This is a genomic window from Aerococcus urinae (genome assembly GCF_001543175.1).
In the GTDB taxonomy this organism is placed as follows: Bacteria; Bacillota; Bacilli; order Lactobacillales; family Aerococcaceae; genus Aerococcus; species Aerococcus urinae.
Window position 1 is genome coordinate 1,776,351 of sequence record NZ_CP014161.1, and the last position, 17,575, is coordinate 1,793,925.

Genomic DNA, 17,575 nt, shown 5'->3' on the forward strand with positions numbered 1-17,575 from the left:
TCTTTCAGAAAGCGATTACAACCCTTTGTTCATATAATTAAAACAAACTCTTGATTTTATAATTTATAAAATAAATAGGTGCCCAAAAAGTAGTTTTTACCCTTCTAGGCACCAAAATATTAATTCTTGCTATAAGATATTCTATTTTTCCGATTCTGCTAAAGCTTCCTTCACTGCAGATATAACAGCATTTGAAGTCACTGTCGCGCCAGAAACAGTATCAACCTCTACAGATTGTTCTTGGATGATTGCTTTAGGAATTCTTTCTAAAGCAATGTCACCAATACCCGGTGTTTCATCTTCCTTTATAATATTAATCTTTTCAATTTTATTGCTATCAACGGTTACTTCTAAAGTTATATCATTCATTTGCCCTTTTGCAGTTGCCTCATAAGTTCCATTTTTTAACATTTCAACACCTCACTATAAAGCATCGATATATTGCTTAGCTCTCTTCACAGCAGTCCGACCTGAATTAACATTATGGGCGCAAGCTGACCCTCCGACATTGATGGTATAAACATCATGATATTGCATGGCAGTATCCATTCCGGCTACGTATAGGCCTGGAATTGGGTCATATTGGTCATCAATGACTTCAAACCACTTGTTACTGCCAATCCCACCAATACCAACAATATAGTTAAAATCTAAACGAGCAATATAGTAAGGCCCATTATTAATAGGTACTAACTTATCTGTCTCTTTACCAAAGTCAATATCTCTTCCATTTGTAGCCATCTCATTATAATGTTCAACCGTCCTTAAGAATTCTTCCTTAGGTAAACCAACTTTCTCGGCTAACTCTTCAAATGTATCCGCTTTATATAAAGAATTTCCTTTATTTTCTTCTACAGCTTTTTCTAAAACATCTTTAGCATTTTCAATATCTTTAGTAAAGTCATCATAAATTTCTTGGTTAAAAATCATATAAGCTACTTTATTACTGTTAATGGCTAGTGACTGCAACATAATATTTGTTTGACGAATATTCTCATTAACAAAACGATCTCCATCTTGGTTTACCCACAAGAAAGGCCCTCCTGCAGGTAGTCCCATCATTCCATTCAATTCATCATAGTGTGGGTAAACTCCTTCATATGGTAAAGCTTGGATATAATTCACAATTAACTGACAGGAGTTGGTAATAGTATCCATAGCTCCTGAACTCATGGCTAGTTTATAGCCATCACCCTTAACACTTGGCATACCGGTTAATACTGTGTTTTCTAACTTCCAGCCTGCACGATGGACCAATTCCTTATCGCCACCAATACCGCCAGTAGCTAAAATAACAGCTTTAGCATTGATTTGAATATTTTTATTCTTGGTTTTTGAATAGGCACCAACAACTTTTCCATTTTCTTCAATTAGATCAGTGACTGGGGCTTCTAATAGAAATTTGACGCCTAATTCCTCAGCTTTTTTCTTCATTTGAGGAACATAGCCCTTAGATGCCACACCACCTTTAAACCAGTGGAAAGTTGGCGCTACACAAGTGCCATGATAGTCGTCTACCTGATCATATTCCACTCCCTGATCAAGGCACCACTGCACATTTTCTGCTGAATTATAAATTAAATCTAACCATAAGGACCCGTTTGGTGTATATTGGGCTTGCTGGTGTTCATAACCGATCAATTCGACTGGATCTAAATGGATATCAGCTTCTTTTTGCATCACTGAATCTACACCAAGCATCCCTTCAACGCCCATTCCATTTCCACCACAATAGGCATTAGACTCTACTAGAAGAACTTCAACACCTTCTTGGTGTCCTGCTTCAACAGCAGCAGCTAAGCCAGATATCCCTCCACCGACTACTAAAATATCTGTATCATAGGTCTCATCGATCGCTTGATGCTTATCATTCATCACTTTCGTTTCCATGTATATACCTCCTAAAAATAATTATTTACCATTCTTATTTTCATAAGCGCTTTGAGCAGCGCATCTTCCAAATATCCTTGATCTTCTAAGTCCTTTATAACAATCTTCTTTACAGATATAATAGTAATATAAGCAAATAAGTGTAAAGCTTCACATGATTTAAAATGTTACAAATCTGAACATTTCTCCTTAAATGTTCAATCATCAATAAATTAAACGAGGTCGATCACGATGAACACGCGTCTTTATATTTTTAGCCGTTTTGAGGACTATTTAGACGATAATTGCAGAGATGCTACTGTAAAATCTTTTTGTGAATTTTCAAACATATCAAGAACCACATTTTATCGCTTTTTTCAAAATATCGATGACTTGGTTATTTCTTTTTACCAATACCATGCTGATAACATTCTTCTTCATTCAAAAAATAAGACATATTATGAAATTATGTATTTACATGGCGGATTATTATTAAAGGATAAGTATCGCTCTATGATCTTAAATTATTACAAACACAATCCCAATGAATTTCTGAGATATGTATCTGATAATTTCTTCTCCTTGAGTAAGAAGTATTATTATAATTATCATGAAAAAAAATTAACTGACACACAGTTATTTGCTCTTAAAGTCTATGTAAAAGGTGCAGCTTATATTATTTTAGAAATTCTATTAGATGACTTAGATTATCAATTAGAGGATTTCAATGTAAAACTAGACGCAGTAAAACCCTCTTTTCTTAACACCTAAGCAAAAAAGCAGCCCTCCACAGGCTGCTTTCTCCTTATCCACTCTCCTACTCACCAACATCCTGACTCAACAACCAACCAATGGCAATCCCCCGGTTACTCAACAAATAAACCCAATCACTTTGCGGGTGGTCAATCTCTTTCCGCTCCATCACGGTAAAGACCTTGCCTTTGACCCAGTCCGCTATCCGCTGGCCCGTCTGCCAGTGGGTCGCCCAGTCAGCCACTCGTACTGAAGCCCCCACAGCCACCGGATCAGCTCGTGCGCCATCTTTATCACGCTCAATCACCAAGCGGTTGACCCGCTCTTGAACCAGCTGATAGTCATAACCCGCTGCCACCAAGCGCCGAACCCGGTCGGCTCCATTACCCCATTTGCGATCCAGGACTTCCCGGGCCAACTGGTCCACGGTCTTATCTCTTCGCCTGGCCTGACTACCGTACTTGGGCCGGGCATAGCCCTTGATCCGCCAATCATTCCAGGCAAAACGGTTCCTAGCCACCCGGCGACTGGCGTTACCTTCAATGGTAGTAATCGTCGACCCCGTCACCGCTTCCACAAAACCAATATGGTCAGCAAAGCCACCCCCGTCCCAGTCAAAGCAGACAATATCACCGGCCTGGGGATAGACTCGCCCCAGCCAAATTCCAAGCCCCGCAAAGACATGGATATGACGCTGGACCCCGCACTCACGTCCAATCAAATCTGTCGCTCCCGCTTCATCACTAACTGCAGTCACAAAGAGATCACACCAGTCATCACTATACTTAGCCACATACCCCACCGGACGTGGCAAGACCCGGTTATAGCGGTCCACCATGTCGCGGTGGGCCCGAGACCCCATCGTCATTCCCAGATATTTTTGCGCCGTCCTAAGCACTTGCTGGGCGGTAACCATAGCCCCCACCTCCCTTGTGGTAGTCCTCACTGGATAATTGCAAGACCGATCCCAAGAAAACCGCCAGTAAATTCAAGGTCACGACTACTGTATCTGTCCCCACAAATCCATAAGCTTCACCCAGTCCCTTGACTAAAACACTCAAAGCCGGCATAAAGACCAAGGCCAGCCACTTGAGTCGGTCATAGGTCTGATTACTTAAAGGCATTCCGCCATCATCTCCTTTACTCTCTCGACTAAATGCGTCAACTTAGACTCCACCGCCTGGAAGCGAAAGGCGGTCTCCATTAAAGTGTTTTCCACCACTTGGATGCGCTCATCGAGACGTTTTTGCGCCGTCTTTTGTTGATCCAATTCGGTAGCCATCACGTCCAGGCGAGTGATCAAGCGCTGGATAGCAGTAATTAACTGGATAATCTTAGAGACCAGGGTGATGATGGCTACAAAAGCAGAGGCCAGCCCACCCATTTCAATCACTGTCATGCCTTTCACTCCTTTCTCTTTTCTCATCTTCTCTTCAGCAATTTCTCATAAAAAAAGCCCCGCTAGGCAGGGCTTAGGAGGTCAATCCCTAACTTAGGCGTCGACTTGGTAGATGTCGGTCACGGTGCGACGGACATAGCGGGCGCCAGTGGCTTGGGCATAGGGGTCAAAGCCGTCTTCATTGAAGAAGATATCAGCATCCACAATAGCCGCTAAGGCCGCTTGAGCCACTTCACTAGAAACATCTTCCTTAGGTTCTTTAATAGTAACTTTCTTGGTCTTGCCCTCTTCAGTCTTGAACAAGAGCTCTAAATTGAAATTTTCTTGGCTTGGCATAATTCATCCTCCTTATCTTTCTGAAACCTTATTAAACATAGACATGGCGGCTGATGCTTTCCACTTCGGTTACTGGGTCCTTAGATAAGCTGGCTACCGCGTCACGAACCGCGTAAACCGCTTCAATGGCGGGATGCTCCACCAGGTCATTGAAGGTGGTTTTAATTTCCTTGTCGGTCTCGAAGTTAGTCACCTTGACCACTAACTTGTTATCGATAAATTCTTGCATTCCAATCACTCCTTTTTTTGCTTTAGTAGCTAGCTACACCCTATAAACGAATTGAGGGAGGCCAAGTGTTACCTAAAAAAGGCATTTTTTTAAAATTGACCGAAAAAAAGCCCACCCCAGGGTGAGCTAATGTAAAAATATGATCATTAAGGCCTAGTCTTCTAGTAAATCTTTAAAGGGTAGGAGTAGCTGGGCTAGACGGGTCTTCCATTGATAAATGGTTTTTCTAGCCACACCAAATGTCCGGGCAATCTCAGCAATTGAAAAGTCCCTCTCCGCTAAGGCTAAAGTCAGCTGGTAATCCCGCTCTGACAGCGTCTCTTGGGCCGCCTGAAGGAAGTCAGCAGCTCCAAGATCAAAAGCTTCTGTTTCCGCAGACTCAGTCAGAAGGTCCTGGTGTTCGGATAAAGTCAATTGAGGGAAACGCTGGCTTTGGCGCAGGAGGTCCAGTAAGCTCCAGCGCAAGTAGCGGCCAGCATAGGCCACAAAACGGTAGCGGTCTTCGCCCAGGGGGTTGCCATCGAAAGCTTCCGCCAGGTCCAGGAGCTTGAGCCGCAACTCTTGGGCATAGTCCTGGTAGTCGCCATGGCACTTTCTAATCGTTAAGTCCGCCAGGGTTTTGTGGATCAGGGCTTCAAATTCACGCAATAAGCGGTCGGCATATAATTTGTCGAGTCTCATACTGTCTTCCTTTCTTGCTTACTATCACCGGTATCACAACATTGAGGGTAAGACCTTCCCCACTTCTAATCCTTAACACTTTCATAGAGGGCCATCACCAAGACCGCTAGAGTCGCGCATAGGAGTAAGGGGATAATCATCCCAAAGGAGACCAAAAAGCCCCGTAGTTGAAAGAGTAAAATCGCTAAAACCGCCACAATAAAATCCTTAACCCATTGCCGCATAATCCATCTCCTCCGTATTTAATAAGTCAGTCACTCGCCAGATCAAACATTGACCCAAATCATAGCCTAAGTTTTCTGCCTCCTGCCATAAGTGGGCCACTAAGTCGCTTAAGGCGGGCGTCAAATCCCGGTCAAAACTCACATCTAAAGCCAAAGTGGTAAAAGCCTGGGTGAGCGAAGGTAAGTCTTCCCGAATCCGTCCTTTACTGCCTATGTCTTCCACCCGGGCATAGGAATCCGCCATCATCACTAGGGCAATATAGGCATCCGCCAGGGCCACTTGAACTTGGCGGGAATCCTGGTTTTTCGCTTGGTCCAGGAGGGCGAATTTAGTCAAGACCAAGACACAGTGGTCATAAGCATCCAACAAATCGAAACCATAGAGACGGTTGTAGTGTTCAATTAAATGTATACTATTGCTTAATGTCATGGTTACTCCTTCTATTAAAATGTTATCCATTGGCATGAGAAACAATGAGAAGTCGGGTGAGCTTTGCCAGTCAGAATCTGTCCGCTCCCCGCTCCACTAGGACGTTGATCAGTTCACCTGGCTCTTAGCCCAAGCTGGGACAATCTCCTGGTAGCCCGACTTTTTGGAAAACTTGGGCTTTTTGTCTTCTTCACTAACAGGAGGTAAGTCTTCCAGCCGGTAGATATGGTCCTTATCCCAGCGCTCAAGAATTTTGAAGTAATAGGACAAGGGATACTTGGCTGCCTTGGCCCGGTAGAGGGCTTCTTCCAAGAGCTTGCTTTCAAAGAGCAGGCAATAGGATTTTAATTTCTCCTGGTCCGCTTCAGGCATGGCTTCATTGAAGAGAATCTGGTAGCGGTTAGTGATCCGCTTCATCACCTGGTTTTCATAGTCATCTTGGTAGGGAGCCCTTTGGAGTTTCAGGGACACTGACGACTCGCTGGCCGACTCTTCATTGTCATTTTCATCCCCATTCTCTTTATCACTCTCGTCCACTTCCTCTTTTTCATCGTCCCCGGCCACATAGCGACGTTTTTTGATCTCCTTGACGAAGAGTTGCATAATGGCCTGGTCCACCCGCCGACTCGACTTCAACCAAAAGTCGCGCATGGCTTCAAAGGTGGCCTCAATCAGGTCGCTGTCTTGAACCAGGGACAATTCCTTCTCCAACAAATCCATCACCCGCCGCCCACCGAGAAAGATGGAGTAAGAAAGGGAATGTAAAAGGGTCACTTCCTGGTGGGTGTGAGAATAGGCAATCTTCTTAAAGTCCCCACTAAAGCGCTGGAGTAACTCTTCCACCCGGTCCAAAGTAAAGCCTGTCTCAAAAGCAATCAGCCGCTTGGGCAAACTATAAATTCCCACCTGGCTGCACTTGGGATTAGTCATCAAATACAAGGCAAAATAACGCTCTTCCTGGCTATAATGGTCCAAAGCTTCTAGCGACCGCCAAAAGCTAGTCGGAACCACACGTCTTACTGTCATCATAACCTCCTTGTGATGGTGTCTTTTGACTTATTTTCAGCTTGTCAGAAATTTTCCACCCCAAAAAAAGGGCTTAAGGTTTTGATCTTAGGTCCTCAATTTCTGACGAGAAATATTCTTCTTAAACGTCTTCACCGACTATGCAAAAAGTGACACTTTCTGTCCGCTATACTAATCTTTAAAATTTTTTCCGATAAAAGCCCCTCCTTTACCTTGATACATCCCGGACTGGAGCCATTGAAAAGAGTTGAATTTCTCTTTTCATTTTTAAACATATTATATCCAATATAAAAAAGCAAGCGGTTTTTTATTGTTTTGCATAAATTCTATTCATATGATATATTCATATTTCAATAATATATTAAGACTCTACTTTCCGTAGCTTTTTACGGCTTACTCTACGAAATGTAAAATAAGAGCAATCTGTGATGGTTGAGATTTTAGAATTTAATATAACAAATGTAAATAAACGGTTCACATTTGTGAATGGCTTATCTACGTTTGTTAACATTTCTACCCTTTTTCTTTTACAATTGTGGGCATTTACTCCCGTTTTTCGGTATAATATATGAAAGTTAAAAAAACGTTCTCAAAAAGCAACATTTCCATGATGGTGGAAAGGCAACCTTAAAGTTTTAAAATGAGAAAATTGCCATTATTCAATGGCCAAAGGAGGAATTACCATGCCTACCCTCGCCCAACGCCTCAAAGCCGCCCGTGAAGCGGCCGGACTGACCATCGAAGCCGTCAGTGAAAAAATCGGTAAATCGGTCTCAACCGTCTGGCGCTACGAACAAGGCAAGTCTGAAGTCAACCAAGAAACCTTGACCAAGTTAGCCAATCTCTACGGGGTCTCGGAACTCCACTTGCGGGGCTTTTCCGACATGAAGAGTGCCGATGTCATTGAAGTGCCGGTCTATAAGAAATACAAAAAAGGTAAGCTCAAAGCCGCTAAGAAAAAGCACTTCTTCGAACTCGCTTCCATGGGGCTACCCAATGAGGAGATCTTTGCAGTGAAGATCAATGATCCTGCCATCCAATCCCTCCTCAGTAAAAAGGACTACGCCCTCGTCGATCCCCTGGCCGAAATCAAGGGAGGCGACATCTTGTGTTTAGCCGATAAGGATTCCGGCCACTTGAAATTAGCCCGCTACCAAGTCTACCAAGACCTGCCCCTCTATTTGCCTCTAGGAGACAAAAGCCAAGTCAAGGATAGTGAGGACTTTGAAGTCTTAGGGAGAGTCTTTGCCCACCTCGGTCGGGTATAAGAAAACACCGTTCCCACTGTATGTAAGTGCAGGAGAACGGTGTTTTTGTGTGATTGTTTTAAGTATGTGGGGCCGATTATGAGATTCATATCATGAAGTTCTTATTTTATATTCTAAAAATTAAGTGTTTTTAGCAAATCCGCCTATTTATCATCCCAATGAAAGATTTTGGAGATGAATTTAGCAAGAGCCAGAAATCCTGTTGCAAAAAAGAAGCAGACGACACAAACGACGACTAGGGCCAGTAAGGTACAGACGGTAAAAAAGAAAGCTCTGCCCAACTGGAGGTAGAGGGGCTGGGGATTTCTTAAGGTTTGGGACTCAGCTTGTTTGAGATCTGCCTGCATGAGATTGCTGTTGATCTTACTTTGGTTAGCGGGGTCCTGGGCCGCCTCCTCGTAAGTCTGGATCAGTGCCTCGGGGACTTCCAGCTGGTGGGCCTGGTAGATTTGCCGAGCCAGGGTATTAAAGCTATCAAAGGCGGCCTGGTCATAGTTATTGTGATTATAATAAATATCATCATCATAGTGCTTGACCACTTGCTCGGTCGTTTCGTTAGTCAGCTCGTCTTTTAAGCCCCCACCGATTTCTAAGTGCATGTAAGGATTGTCCACGCTGGTTTCTCTGGGATAAGAGACGTCGGTTTTAAAGAGGAGGAGGGCCCATTCATTTTCAGGCTCATCAGTCATCCCCCATTTATCCGCCAGGGTCTGGCTATACTTGGAACGATTGAACCTCTCAGTCCTTGGTAAAACAGCCACCGCGAGCTTGGACTGGGTTAATTGGTCCAACTTGTAGCCCTCAGTCATGATGTGCTGGGTGGTGAAGTCATTCAGAAGCTGGCTATAGTCTGACACGTAATACTCTTGGCTGGCCACAGGAAAATCCGGTTGCCGGTAAGTATGATTGAGAAAATAATACATGGCGGTAAGTACGAATATAACGACAAAAAAGGACATATTACCAAGGCAACCACTACCTTTAGAACTTTTCTTCTCATCTTCCATTTTTCTGCCCTCACCTAGTGCTTTTTATTTTATTATAACCGATTTTGGGGCTAATCGCCTTTTCTTTAGTTTTGTATTAGAAAAATTTTAGGTGAAGATTTGTTTCGATCATAATCGAAACAACCCTGTCTATCGAAGCTTATTTCGATTATAACTGTCAACAGTCTCCTATTCCCTCTTGTAGAGGTGAAGATGGAGCCCTGGCTAGGTTTAAGTTAAGACTAGGACACGAGGATAAACAGTGGTCACCTGCATGGCTGTCATTTCATTGGCTTCCTTAAGGCAACTCTTTTAGCCAAAGAAAAATTTTCTTTAATTATCAATCAAATAGACTATAGTCTTGGTGCCACTAAATGGAGACCTAATGTTATGTTTCAATTCTTTAGTAAACCTAGCTTTGATAATATCGTATCTCAAAAATTTATCTACGAAGATTTAAAAGAAGAACCCCAATTTATTCAACACGGCTTAAAATTTGTCATTATTTCTGAAAAAGATTCAATTTCTGAAAGAAATAAAAAAGTCGCTAAAGAAGCTGATGTAGAAATTATTCCCTTTAGCCAACAAAGTGAAATACTCGCCCTTAAATAAAGTAGCCCCCCTGCTATTAATAGGGAATTAAAGACTAACCAATATACTAATAAACCTTTGCCAATAACAAGTTAGCTAGTTAATGGTAAATTCCAACATGAATGCTATACTGAGATGTGGAGCGAAGGAGTTCGTTCATAACTAAACACAACACCCCTAGAAGTTAGTGGCTTCTAGGGGTGTTTTTTCTGCCCTCGACTAGTGCTTTTTGTTTTATTATAAGCGATTTTAGGGATAATCACCTTTTATTTATATTTGTATTAAGAAAACTAGGTGAGGAATTTGCAGTTGAAAATTAGGAGATTATATAGTTAAGTTAAGGAAGAAAGACCTGATACATTATGATAAATATTTAATAAACCGCTTTATTTATAACTTATAAAGTAAAGACTCTGTGGATTTTGAAAGGACAGTTAATATGAGTGAAAATTATTCAAAAAAATTTACTGATATAGACAAACTTAATGAGAGAAATATGAGAAAATTGACAGATAGTACTCATATAGAATGTAGTAATAAACACATTACAGTAGAAGAGCTAGATGCTAAATTAGAAAGTAGTTATGCACAACACCTTAAGAAAGAAGGACGACCTATTGACGAGGTCTTTGAAGAGTTAGAAAGTAGATTAAAATAAAAGGACAAGTCACTCGCCTAGAGATAACCTGTCCTTTTAAATACATGTATAAACGTATAAATATTACAGTTTGTTATTTTCCTCAAACTCTTTAAAACTTCCCGAACTCATAAAATCTAAAAGATAATAATCTAAATTCTTTTTACTTAATTTAACACTATCAATACCAACTTCATTTAAAAACTCCATGTTTAATACCTGAAACTCAGGAATTTGAAGTACATCTCGTAATATCCAATGGCCTAAATCTTTATTAGGATCAGACATTAAGGCTTTTCCTCCACCTTGGGCGATTTTACATTTCATAATATGTCCATTGGGTAACTCAACATTAAATGAGGGATAATTTTGGGTAGGTTTACCAGCCTCATAACGGAAAAACTCTTTAAAAGTAGTATGTATCCATGAGGGAATAGGAATATATACCTCATCAGGATGACGTGGCCTTCCTTTAGCATTCCATTGATTTAAACCAGATCTCAGTTGCACTTTACCATCTTTGGGTGAATATAGAGGTAATATTATATATTCTAGACCATCCTGTTTCTGTGACAAATCATTATTCTTATCGTCGTTGTAATTTGATAAGTTTAATAGTATATCGAAAGGATTTTTAAGTATCTCTACCTCAAATTGACATATAATATGCTGTTCACTAGTATTAAACCTTTTTAGCAAAGTATTTTTAGAACGAGAAAAAGAATATTCATTATATTTATCTGAAAAATGTATAGTATTTTTATATTGCTTTTTAGGGATCTTAATTGAATTAATGTCTACTAAATCCATTGGAGTTTCTACAACGTTCATACATCCTTCATCGCGAGTAATAAGATGATAAAGATTTAATTTAGTATTTGTAGCATTTTGAGTCATTTTAATACGCTTATTTCTTAATTCAGATACCTTATATATAACTTCTTCATCCGTGACAAGTCCTCTAAATAAATCTGAATCAGAATTAAATTCTGCTACTTTTTGAAATGTATTTCCATTACCTTGTAAAAAAGTTTTTAGTCCTATCCCTAGATTTCCTTTGACAGCATCAAAAGATATATCGCCTCGAGATAAATTTTTGGCATTAAAGACTTCACAAAATAAATTTTCATGAGCCCTATAATAAAGAAAAGGATTAACTGTATCAGCAAACAGATTAGATAAAGATCCTACTATTTGTAGTAGTTGTATATACCTTTTCTTATCGTCATCAGTTTGTAGATTCCAAAAAAATTCTGACATGATAATCTCCCTTTAAAGCACTCTATAATGGAACAATCATATAAAATTGCTGACTTTTACCTTTTTTGATTAAATGAATATATTCATCATCAGATAGAATATTTATATTCTTGGATTGAGAATCTTTAAATAATTCTGCTTCTTTTATAGTATCAAATGTTTCTACTAATTCTGAATAACCACTATATCTACCATGTATACTTGTAAATATTAACGCAAAATTAGATCTAGTTAATTTTTTATTTTCTATTTTCTTCCTATTAACTTTAATATCTAATGCTTTAGCTATATTTGTTGCAATTCTTTTAATAACAGGAACAGAAACACTATTTCCAGATTGCTTATATAGGTGGCTTTTAGCCATATCTTTAGGTAAATTAAATTCCTCTGGGAAACCTTGGACATTAAATGTTTCTCTTGGAGTTAATTTTCTAATTCCCCCTTTTGTTAAAATAATTGGAACATTATGCCCTCCAGTTCCCATATTTGCAGTTAGAGTAGGAACAACACCTGATTTATTTTCTCTAACATATTGCCTTCTCCATTGATAAACTGAATCCTCATTCGTAACACCTTCAGCGAGAGTAGAATAAAATGGTTGTTTACCTTCCCTATAATAATATGCTTCATCAAATTTATCTTCATAATTTAATATATCATGTAACTTAGTAGTTAATGTTACTTCACCAGGAAATTCAAAGGAATCATACTGAGCTTTATTATTAAACCCCACTATATATATTCTTTCTCTGTTTTGTGGAATGTTTCCATAATCTTTTGTATTTAGAACTTTCCACTTAATGAAGTATCCATTTGTTACTAAAGCTTCACGAATGACTTTAAAAGTGTTTCCATGATCATGAGTAACCATATTCTTTACATTTTCAATAAATATAGCTTGAGGCTTTTTATGATTAATAATTCTAAGCAATTCAAAGAATAAATCCCCTCGCTCATCTTCAAATCCTTTTCGATAACCTGCAATACTAAACGCCTGACAAGGAAAGCCACCTGTGAATATATCTGAATTTGGAACTTCAGATGGCAAAACATCGTGAATATCTCGTTCATCTAATTCCACTTCAGGAAAATTAGTTTTATATGTAATTGCTGCGTTTTTATCGAATTCGTTAGCATAATCAATTCTGAACTTGCCGGTTTGTTCAAAACCTAGCTCAATTCCACCAACACCTGCAAAAAAAGAAGCTAAAGAATATCTTGATTCAGGTGTAGAACTTACAGAATTTGTCATTGCTTTTACCTCCTTAATTTACATATCTTCAAGTATACCATCTTTATTATTTGCTATATAACTATTTATTACTATGTATATATTGAATATAACCCTATAATAATTCACTTTTAAATATTAAAAAGTGAATTTCTATTTATGATTTTAAAACAGCAAAAGCCACCTATAGTGGTGGCTTTTACTAGCTTTCCGATTTAGTTATAAAAATAGAAAGTTATTGACATTCTTATAGTAAGAATATCATCTTTTATAATAATACATATATATTATTTTGTCACGTATTTACTAGAGTAGCTTATGAATGAAAAAGGCTTACTACTTATGAAAAAAATTAATAAAACAGCCACCTGGAGTGATGGGGAACATATTAGGATCTGACGAGACAGAATTAATTGTAATCGGTGCTTTATTAGCATTTTCATTTGCTAGCATAACTTCTTCACCTGCAGAGTATGTTTGTCTATTTACATTAGACAGATCTAGTGATGTTCTATCAGCTTGTTTTTCTGTATTTGCAGGAATTACGTTAAAAAATTTTCTTCTGAGGCTTTATTTCCCTGTTAGTTGAAAGAAATAATTAAAATATTTTGGTAAATAATGTTATCAATTACTATATACTATCTATAACAGAACCTCTCCACGCTTAATGTAATTTCTACATGCGGACCAGGGAGAGGGCTTTTTATATAATATGCATTCATGTTTTAAGTAATTGAAATAAAAACTTTCACCCAGAACTCCTCGCCTCAGCATGTTTTTGTTATACTAATTATTAAATAATATTTTTTGGGTGATATCAGATGACTAATGACCGACCGATAATAGAACAAATAGACTATGATGAAACTGCTCTGAAGAAATTTGAGCAGTCGATGCAAAAAAACACTGAAACGCTGACAAATTCAGTAAGTAAAAGCGACATGTTTTTGGCTTACCCTACTGTCTATGTGATCACCGGGGAAAAGAGCAAAAAATTTATCGGTTATGTTGGCGAAACGACTAATATTATTTCGCGCACCCAACAACACTTAACTAGAGACCCTATTGAAAGACAAGATTGGCGAGAATTTAAACAGGCTAAATCGGCCAGCTTATTTATTATTGGTCATGAAAAATTCAATAAATCGCTGACCTTAGATATCGAAAATCGATTAATGTTATATATGTCTGGTAACCCAAATATCGGTCAATTGAATAACAGAAGAAATAATCCGCAAATTAAATATTATACCCATGAATATTTAGAAGATTTTACTTCCAAAATCTGGCAAGATTTACATGATCACGAGCCTGAAATCTTTCCCGATGAGTCTGTCATTAAAGACAGCGCCTTATTTAAAGCCTCGCCCTTCCATAAATTAACTCTTGAACAAATAAAAGCCAAAAAGAAAATTTTTGATAAGGTCCTTGATAATTTTAAAAAGCAAAAAAGTTCAAAATCAGATGAAGAAGCTGAATTAATCCTGGTTAGTGGTGAAGCTGGAGCGGGTAAGACCGTCTTACTGAGTGCTCTATTTTATGAATTGAATAACCTTAGATACCAAGATAGTCATATTGAAAATGATGAGGCTGAGATCATTGATTCGCTTGACGATCCCTTAGATTGTTATTTATTAGTCAACCATAATGAGCAATTACAGGTTTATAATGATATCGCCTTAAAATTAAATATCCAAAAGAAAAAGGATGAAAAAGTATTAAAACCAACCACCTTTATCAACAAAGCTAAAAAACTTGATCATCCTGTTGATATCGTCTTGATCGATGAAGGCCACCTATTACTCACCCAAGGTAACCAAGGGTATAGTGGAAAAGACCAATTAACGGATATTTTAGAACATGCTAAATTGGTTATTCTGATCTTTGACGAAGACCAAATTATTGCACGAACCCAATATTGGGAAAATCTTAGAATTGATCAGATGATTGATCGAAGTATTGAAAACGATAACTATATTTACTTAGAAAACCGAATGCGGATTCATTCTGGACCGGAAACGGTAGAATGGATCAACACCTTCGTTAAAGACAGAAAGATTACCAATATCCCAAATGACAGCTTGGGTTACGATATCAAAATATTTGATGACAGCCAAAGCATGTATCAAGCGATCATCGAAAAAGCACAAAATCGAGACAATGGGATCTCACGGATGTTAGCTACCTATGATTGGGACTGGAAGGCGCCTACGAAGGAAAAATCAGCTTGGTATGTTGAGGATGGAGATTTTAAACTACCATGGAACTATACTGATACTAAGCAACCAAGTAAAAGTAAGGATAATCAGTCTTGGGCAGAACAACCAAAGTCCCTACATGAAGTGGGGTCAACTTATACCATTCAAGGTTTCGACTTGAATTATGCTGGCGTCATTATCGGCCCTTCGGTAAAATATCGAAATGGTAAAGTCATTTACGATGCTAGTGCCGCTAGGTCTGATCAAATGACTAAAAAACGGACACTGGAATCTGGTGAGAAGGTCGATATTTCTGATAAACTCTTACAAAATCAGTTAAATGTCCTCCTCAAACGGGGAATTAACGGTTTATACATCCATGCTGTTGATAAAGAATTACAAGCAATGCTCCAAAAAGCACAAAACCATGAGTTAAAGGAATGAGAAAATGATGGATTTAATCGATAAAATTAATGCCTTTCGCGATGAGAGAGATTGGCGCAAGTTTCATAACGAAAAAGACCTCGCCCTCTCAATTGTCTTAGAAGCTAGCGAGCTCCTTGAAATTTACCAATGGAAATCAGCGGAAGAAGGTAACAAAAACCTGCAAGCCATCAAAGAAGAGCTAGCGGATGTCTTGATCTATAGCTTGATGTTTGCAGATAATTTAGACCTCGATGTTAATCAAATTATCGAAGAAAAGTTAAAACTCAACGCCAAAAAATATCCCGTAGAGAAAAGTAAGGGCAGCAATAAAAAATATACCGAACTTTAGATAGAGAATAAAAGCTCCGAAAAATGACAGAAATTGTGACATTTTTCGGAGCTTTTTTCATGTGATTTTTTATTAAGCAGAAAATAAGATTTTTCTAATCCTTCTCACCCGAATCATCAGCATCTATCTCCTCCATCGAATAAGCATTCAAATCCTCATAAAAATAAGACTGCTCAACGCCCTTCATATAGACTTGACGACTGTCAATAGCATCGGACAGAGCTTCTTTCAGCAATATTTTAATAAAGTGGGGATTAGTAGGGCTCATGGCCATTGCCGATAGATAATCGGTCTTATTAATTTGTTGCCAATCGACACATAAAGCGAGTTCTTGCTTCAAAATAAGGTCCAACCAAATCCGAGTCGCCCGCCCATTTCCTTCCATAAAGGGATGGAGAATATTCATTCCCACATACTTATCGATGATCTCGTCAAAGGTCTGCTGGGGCATCTTCTCTATCGCTTGTGCCGCACTTCTTAAATAAATCGCACTAGCAAAGCGAAAGCCTTGCTTCGAAATATTCTTATCCCGCAATTTCCCTGCCTGATAACCTGGTAAATCATGGAATAAGGCATAATGGATTTCCTGTAGGCCCTTGATTGTGCCCACTTCAAATGCCTGAAGGGCTCCACTATCCCAAAGCGCAATCGCTTGGGACTTCGATAGGTATTCTTCTTGGTCTAAAGAATTATCTGCCAACCCATTCACCCCTCACTTTAATCGCTTAGTATTATGATTCATTTTACCATATAGACCTCAGTCTATTCCTAGTGGAACATTGATTACTGGACAGTATTCCTAACATAATTCACCTTTTAAATCCAAAAAAGCAATTCCGCTCCAATCCCCTTGACAAAGCCATTCTAACAAGCTTTAATTAAAGAAAGGGTTTTCAAAATATACTTTTTTGAGACAAATAAACACCATACAGACGGAGGAAACAACCATGAAGAAAGCAAATCACAAACTCCTATCCCTAACCGCCCTACTCGCCTTATTCCTTGTCGGCTGCCAAAACGACGCTGACCAATCCACCGCAAGTTCTCAAAGCCAAGAATCAGTAAGTTCTGAAGCCAGTTCAGAGAAAGAAGAATCTAAAGAAAAGGAATCCAGCAAGGAAGAGTCAGAAAGTAAGGAAAAGAAAGAAAAAGCAGAGAAAGCTGCCAAGGAAGAAAAGACTGAAAGTGAAAGCCAAGCAGAAGAGACTGAATCAGACAGTTCCGTCAATGAGTCGTCAGTTCCTACTATTGCTGGTGACCTTGGTCGCACTACTTCCCACCAAGGTATTGATATCGAACAACTCCAACAAGGTGATCACTCCACTTTAGTGGGTACTTGGCGCAATGGAAATGGAGAGGAACTTGTCATTGATGAAGATGGTTATGTCAATGGTAACCTATATATATTTCTAGATCCTTTTAGAATGGAAAGTCAAACTATGATTGTAAATATTAAGGAACCTGATTCGTATGGTGGTGCAGCTTTAAATATTATTCCCGCAGGAACCCAGATGAAAGCTCCCATGCTTGACCTTGTCGATGCCTCTGACTATAGTCGTGACCGATTACTTGTAGCCCAAACCTATGGCACAATGGAAATGCCTGAAGAATTCTACTATAGAGTAGACTAAAACCTCTAACCACACCAAAATTCCAAAGCATAAAAAGACACAGCAATCCCT

General features: G+C 39.0%; 22 protein-coding genes. 7 read left to right on the forward strand and 15 right to left on the reverse strand.

From position 1 onward, the window contains the following. Nucleotides 1-141 precede the first annotated feature (141 nt). Entirely contained in the window at nucleotides 142-411 is a 270-nt protein-coding gene (locus AWM73_RS08115) for an FMN-binding protein (RefSeq protein WP_060778873.1), read from the reverse strand. A gap of 12 nt (nucleotides 412-423) precedes the next feature. After that, the gene (locus AWM73_RS08120; RefSeq protein WP_060778874.1) at nucleotides 424-1,890 is read right to left on the reverse strand and encodes an FAD-dependent oxidoreductase; all 1,467 of its coding nucleotides are present in this window, start codon (nucleotides 1,888-1,890) and stop codon (nucleotides 424-426) included. 231 nt (nucleotides 1,891-2,121) lie between these two features. On the opposite strand from AWM73_RS08120, the gene AWM73_RS08125 reads away from it, so the two are divergent. Continuing rightward, a complete protein-coding gene (locus AWM73_RS08125; RefSeq protein ID WP_060778875.1) occupies nucleotides 2,122-2,640 on the forward strand; it encodes a hypothetical protein in 519 nt (172 codons plus the stop codon). Between the two features lie 46 nt (nucleotides 2,641-2,686). Here AWM73_RS08125 and AWM73_RS08130 read toward each other — a convergent pair whose 3' ends face one another. From AWM73_RS08130 to AWM73_RS08165, 9 genes are all read right to left on the reverse strand, one after another. Further along, nucleotides 2,687-3,538, reverse strand: a complete 852-nt coding sequence (locus AWM73_RS08130; RefSeq protein WP_060778876.1) for a CHAP domain-containing protein — start codon at nucleotides 3,536-3,538, stop codon at nucleotides 2,687-2,689. Further along, nucleotides 3,513-3,746, reverse strand: a complete 234-nt coding sequence (locus AWM73_RS08135; RefSeq protein WP_060778877.1) for a phage holin — start codon at nucleotides 3,744-3,746, stop codon at nucleotides 3,513-3,515. The genes AWM73_RS08130 and AWM73_RS08135 overlap by 26 nt, the downstream gene beginning before the upstream one ends. Then, nucleotides 3,737-4,021, reverse strand: a complete 285-nt coding sequence (locus AWM73_RS08140; RefSeq protein ID WP_060778878.1) for a hypothetical protein — start codon at nucleotides 4,019-4,021, stop codon at nucleotides 3,737-3,739. Before AWM73_RS08140 ends, AWM73_RS08135 begins: the two co-directional genes overlap by 10 nt. Nucleotides 4,022-4,114: 93 nt before the next feature. Next, nucleotides 4,115-4,357, reverse strand: a complete 243-nt coding sequence (locus AWM73_RS08145) for a DUF2922 domain-containing protein (RefSeq protein ID WP_060778879.1) — start codon at nucleotides 4,355-4,357, stop codon at nucleotides 4,115-4,117. Nucleotides 4,358-4,388: 31 nt separating this feature from the next. Next, nucleotides 4,389-4,586 (reverse strand): DUF1659 domain-containing protein, encoded by a 198-nt coding sequence (locus AWM73_RS08150; RefSeq protein WP_060778880.1) that lies wholly within the window; start codon nucleotides 4,584-4,586, stop codon nucleotides 4,389-4,391. A 153-nt stretch (nucleotides 4,587-4,739) separates the two neighbouring features. Beyond that, a complete protein-coding gene (locus tag AWM73_RS08155) occupies nucleotides 4,740-5,267 on the reverse strand; it encodes a sigma-70 family RNA polymerase sigma factor (protein ID WP_060778881.1) in 528 nt (175 codons plus the stop codon). Nucleotides 5,268-5,332: 65 nt separating this feature from the next. Next, nucleotides 5,333-5,491 carry a hypothetical protein gene (locus AWM73_RS09070; RefSeq protein ID WP_156417354.1) on the reverse strand — a complete coding sequence of 53 codons (159 nt, stop codon included), beginning with the start codon at nucleotides 5,489-5,491 and terminating at the stop codon, nucleotides 5,333-5,335. Continuing rightward, nucleotides 5,475-5,921, reverse strand: coding sequence for a hypothetical protein (locus AWM73_RS08160; RefSeq protein WP_060778882.1), 447 nt, complete (start codon nucleotides 5,919-5,921; stop codon nucleotides 5,475-5,477). Before AWM73_RS08160 ends, AWM73_RS09070 begins: the two co-directional genes overlap by 17 nt. Before the next feature lie 108 nt (nucleotides 5,922-6,029). After that, entirely contained in the window at nucleotides 6,030-6,947 is a 918-nt protein-coding gene (locus AWM73_RS08165; RefSeq protein WP_060778883.1) for a hypothetical protein, read from the reverse strand. A gap of 683 nt (nucleotides 6,948-7,630) precedes the next feature. On the opposite strand from AWM73_RS08165, the gene AWM73_RS08170 reads away from it, so the two are divergent. Next, complete coding sequence (locus AWM73_RS08170; RefSeq protein ID WP_060778884.1) at nucleotides 7,631-8,215, forward strand: helix-turn-helix domain-containing protein; 585 nt, start codon at nucleotides 7,631-7,633, stop codon at nucleotides 8,213-8,215. A gap of 143 nt (nucleotides 8,216-8,358) precedes the next feature. On the opposite strand, the gene AWM73_RS08175 is transcribed toward AWM73_RS08170, so the two are convergent. Next, nucleotides 8,359-9,222 (reverse strand): TPM domain-containing protein, encoded by an 864-nt coding sequence (locus tag AWM73_RS08175; protein WP_060778885.1) that lies wholly within the window; start codon nucleotides 9,220-9,222, stop codon nucleotides 8,359-8,361. Between the two features lie 327 nt (nucleotides 9,223-9,549). Here AWM73_RS08175 and AWM73_RS09150 point away from each other — a divergent pair, with 327 nt between their 5' ends. Both AWM73_RS09150 and AWM73_RS08185 read left to right on the forward strand, forming a co-directional pair. Then, nucleotides 9,550-9,813 carry a DUF1829 domain-containing protein gene (locus AWM73_RS09150; protein ID WP_255204077.1) on the forward strand — a complete coding sequence of 88 codons (264 nt, stop codon included), beginning with the start codon at nucleotides 9,550-9,552 and terminating at the stop codon, nucleotides 9,811-9,813. Between the two features lie 418 nt (nucleotides 9,814-10,231). Beyond that, nucleotides 10,232-10,450 carry a hypothetical protein gene (locus AWM73_RS08185; RefSeq protein ID WP_060778887.1) on the forward strand — a complete coding sequence of 73 codons (219 nt, stop codon included), beginning with the start codon at nucleotides 10,232-10,234 and terminating at the stop codon, nucleotides 10,448-10,450. Between the two features lie 63 nt (nucleotides 10,451-10,513). On the opposite strand, the gene AWM73_RS08190 is transcribed toward AWM73_RS08185, so the two are convergent. Together AWM73_RS08190 and dcm are read right to left on the reverse strand one after the other, a co-directional pair. Next, a complete protein-coding gene (locus tag AWM73_RS08190) occupies nucleotides 10,514-11,689 on the reverse strand; it encodes a phospholipase D-like domain-containing protein (RefSeq protein WP_060778888.1) in 1,176 nt (391 codons plus the stop codon). A gap of 22 nt (nucleotides 11,690-11,711) precedes the next feature. After that, entirely contained in the window at nucleotides 11,712-12,941 is a 1,230-nt protein-coding gene (gene dcm, locus AWM73_RS08195; RefSeq protein WP_060778889.1) for a DNA cytosine methyltransferase, read from the reverse strand. Between the two features lie 800 nt (nucleotides 12,942-13,741). Here dcm and AWM73_RS08200 point away from each other — a divergent pair. Together AWM73_RS08200 and AWM73_RS08205 are read left to right on the forward strand one after the other, a co-directional pair. Next, a complete protein-coding gene (locus AWM73_RS08200; protein ID WP_060785007.1) occupies nucleotides 13,742-15,562 on the forward strand; it encodes a DUF2075 domain-containing protein in 1,821 nt (606 codons plus the stop codon). Between the two features lie 4 nt (nucleotides 15,563-15,566). Beyond that, a complete protein-coding gene (locus AWM73_RS08205) occupies nucleotides 15,567-15,893 on the forward strand; it encodes a nucleotide pyrophosphohydrolase (RefSeq protein ID WP_060778891.1) in 327 nt (108 codons plus the stop codon). Nucleotides 15,894-15,987: 94 nt separating this feature from the next. Here AWM73_RS08205 and fic read toward each other — a convergent pair whose 3' ends face one another. Then, nucleotides 15,988-16,593, reverse strand: a complete 606-nt coding sequence (gene fic / locus AWM73_RS08210) for a protein adenylyltransferase Fic (protein WP_060778892.1) — start codon at nucleotides 16,591-16,593, stop codon at nucleotides 15,988-15,990. Nucleotides 16,594-16,840: 247 nt separating this feature from the next. On the opposite strand from fic, the gene AWM73_RS08215 reads away from it, so the two are divergent. Then, complete coding sequence (locus AWM73_RS08215; protein ID WP_060778893.1) at nucleotides 16,841-17,524, forward strand: DUF6287 domain-containing protein; 684 nt, start codon at nucleotides 16,841-16,843, stop codon at nucleotides 17,522-17,524. Nucleotides 17,525-17,575 lie beyond the last annotated feature (51 nt).

Coding starts and splice junctions, on each gene's coding strand:
- AWM73_RS08115 (WP_060778873.1), bottom strand. CDS start 411: ATGTTAAAAAATGGAACTTATGAGGCAACTGCAAAAGGGCAAATGAAT.
- AWM73_RS08120 (WP_060778874.1), bottom strand. CDS start 1,890: ATGGAAACGAAAGTGATGAATGATAAGCATCAAGCGATCGATGAGACC.
- AWM73_RS08140 (WP_060778878.1), bottom strand. CDS start 4,021: ATGACAGTGATTGAAATGGGTGGGCTGGCCTCTGCTTTTGTAGCCATC.
- AWM73_RS08130 (WP_060778876.1), bottom strand. CDS start 3,538: ATGGTTACCGCCCAGCAAGTGCTTAGGACGGCGCAAAAATATCTGGGA.
- AWM73_RS08215 (WP_060778893.1), top strand. CDS start 16,841: ATGAAGAAAGCAAATCACAAACTCCTATCCCTAACCGCCCTACTCGCC.
- AWM73_RS08165 (WP_060778883.1), bottom strand. CDS start 6,947: ATGACAGTAAGACGTGTGGTTCCGACTAGCTTTTGGCGGTCGCTAGAA.
- AWM73_RS08145 (WP_060778879.1), bottom strand. CDS start 4,357: ATGCCAAGCCAAGAAAATTTCAATTTAGAGCTCTTGTTCAAGACTGAA.
- AWM73_RS08135 (WP_060778877.1), bottom strand. CDS start 3,746: ATGCCTTTAAGTAATCAGACCTATGACCGACTCAAGTGGCTGGCCTTG.
- AWM73_RS08150 (WP_060778880.1), bottom strand. CDS start 4,586: ATGCAAGAATTTATCGATAACAAGTTAGTGGTCAAGGTGACTAACTTC.
- dcm (WP_060778889.1), bottom strand. CDS start 12,941: ATGACAAATTCTGTAAGTTCTACACCTGAATCAAGATATTCTTTAGCT.
- AWM73_RS08205 (WP_060778891.1), top strand. CDS start 15,567: ATGATGGATTTAATCGATAAAATTAATGCCTTTCGCGATGAGAGAGAT.
- AWM73_RS08185 (WP_060778887.1), top strand. CDS start 10,232: ATGAGTGAAAATTATTCAAAAAAATTTACTGATATAGACAAACTTAAT.
- AWM73_RS08170 (WP_060778884.1), top strand. CDS start 7,631: ATGCCTACCCTCGCCCAACGCCTCAAAGCCGCCCGTGAAGCGGCCGGA.
- AWM73_RS08160 (WP_060778882.1), bottom strand. CDS start 5,921: ATGACATTAAGCAATAGTATACATTTAATTGAACACTACAACCGTCTC.
- AWM73_RS08200 (WP_060785007.1), top strand. CDS start 13,742: ATGACTAATGACCGACCGATAATAGAACAAATAGACTATGATGAAACT.
- AWM73_RS08190 (WP_060778888.1), bottom strand. CDS start 11,689: ATGTCAGAATTTTTTTGGAATCTACAAACTGATGACGATAAGAAAAGG.
- AWM73_RS09070 (WP_156417354.1), bottom strand. CDS start 5,491: ATGCGGCAATGGGTTAAGGATTTTATTGTGGCGGTTTTAGCGATTTTA.
- AWM73_RS08175 (WP_060778885.1), bottom strand. CDS start 9,222: ATGGAAGATGAGAAGAAAAGTTCTAAAGGTAGTGGTTGCCTTGGTAAT.
- AWM73_RS08125 (WP_060778875.1), top strand. CDS start 2,122: ATGAACACGCGTCTTTATATTTTTAGCCGTTTTGAGGACTATTTAGAC.
- AWM73_RS08155 (WP_060778881.1), bottom strand. CDS start 5,267: ATGAGACTCGACAAATTATATGCCGACCGCTTATTGCGTGAATTTGAA.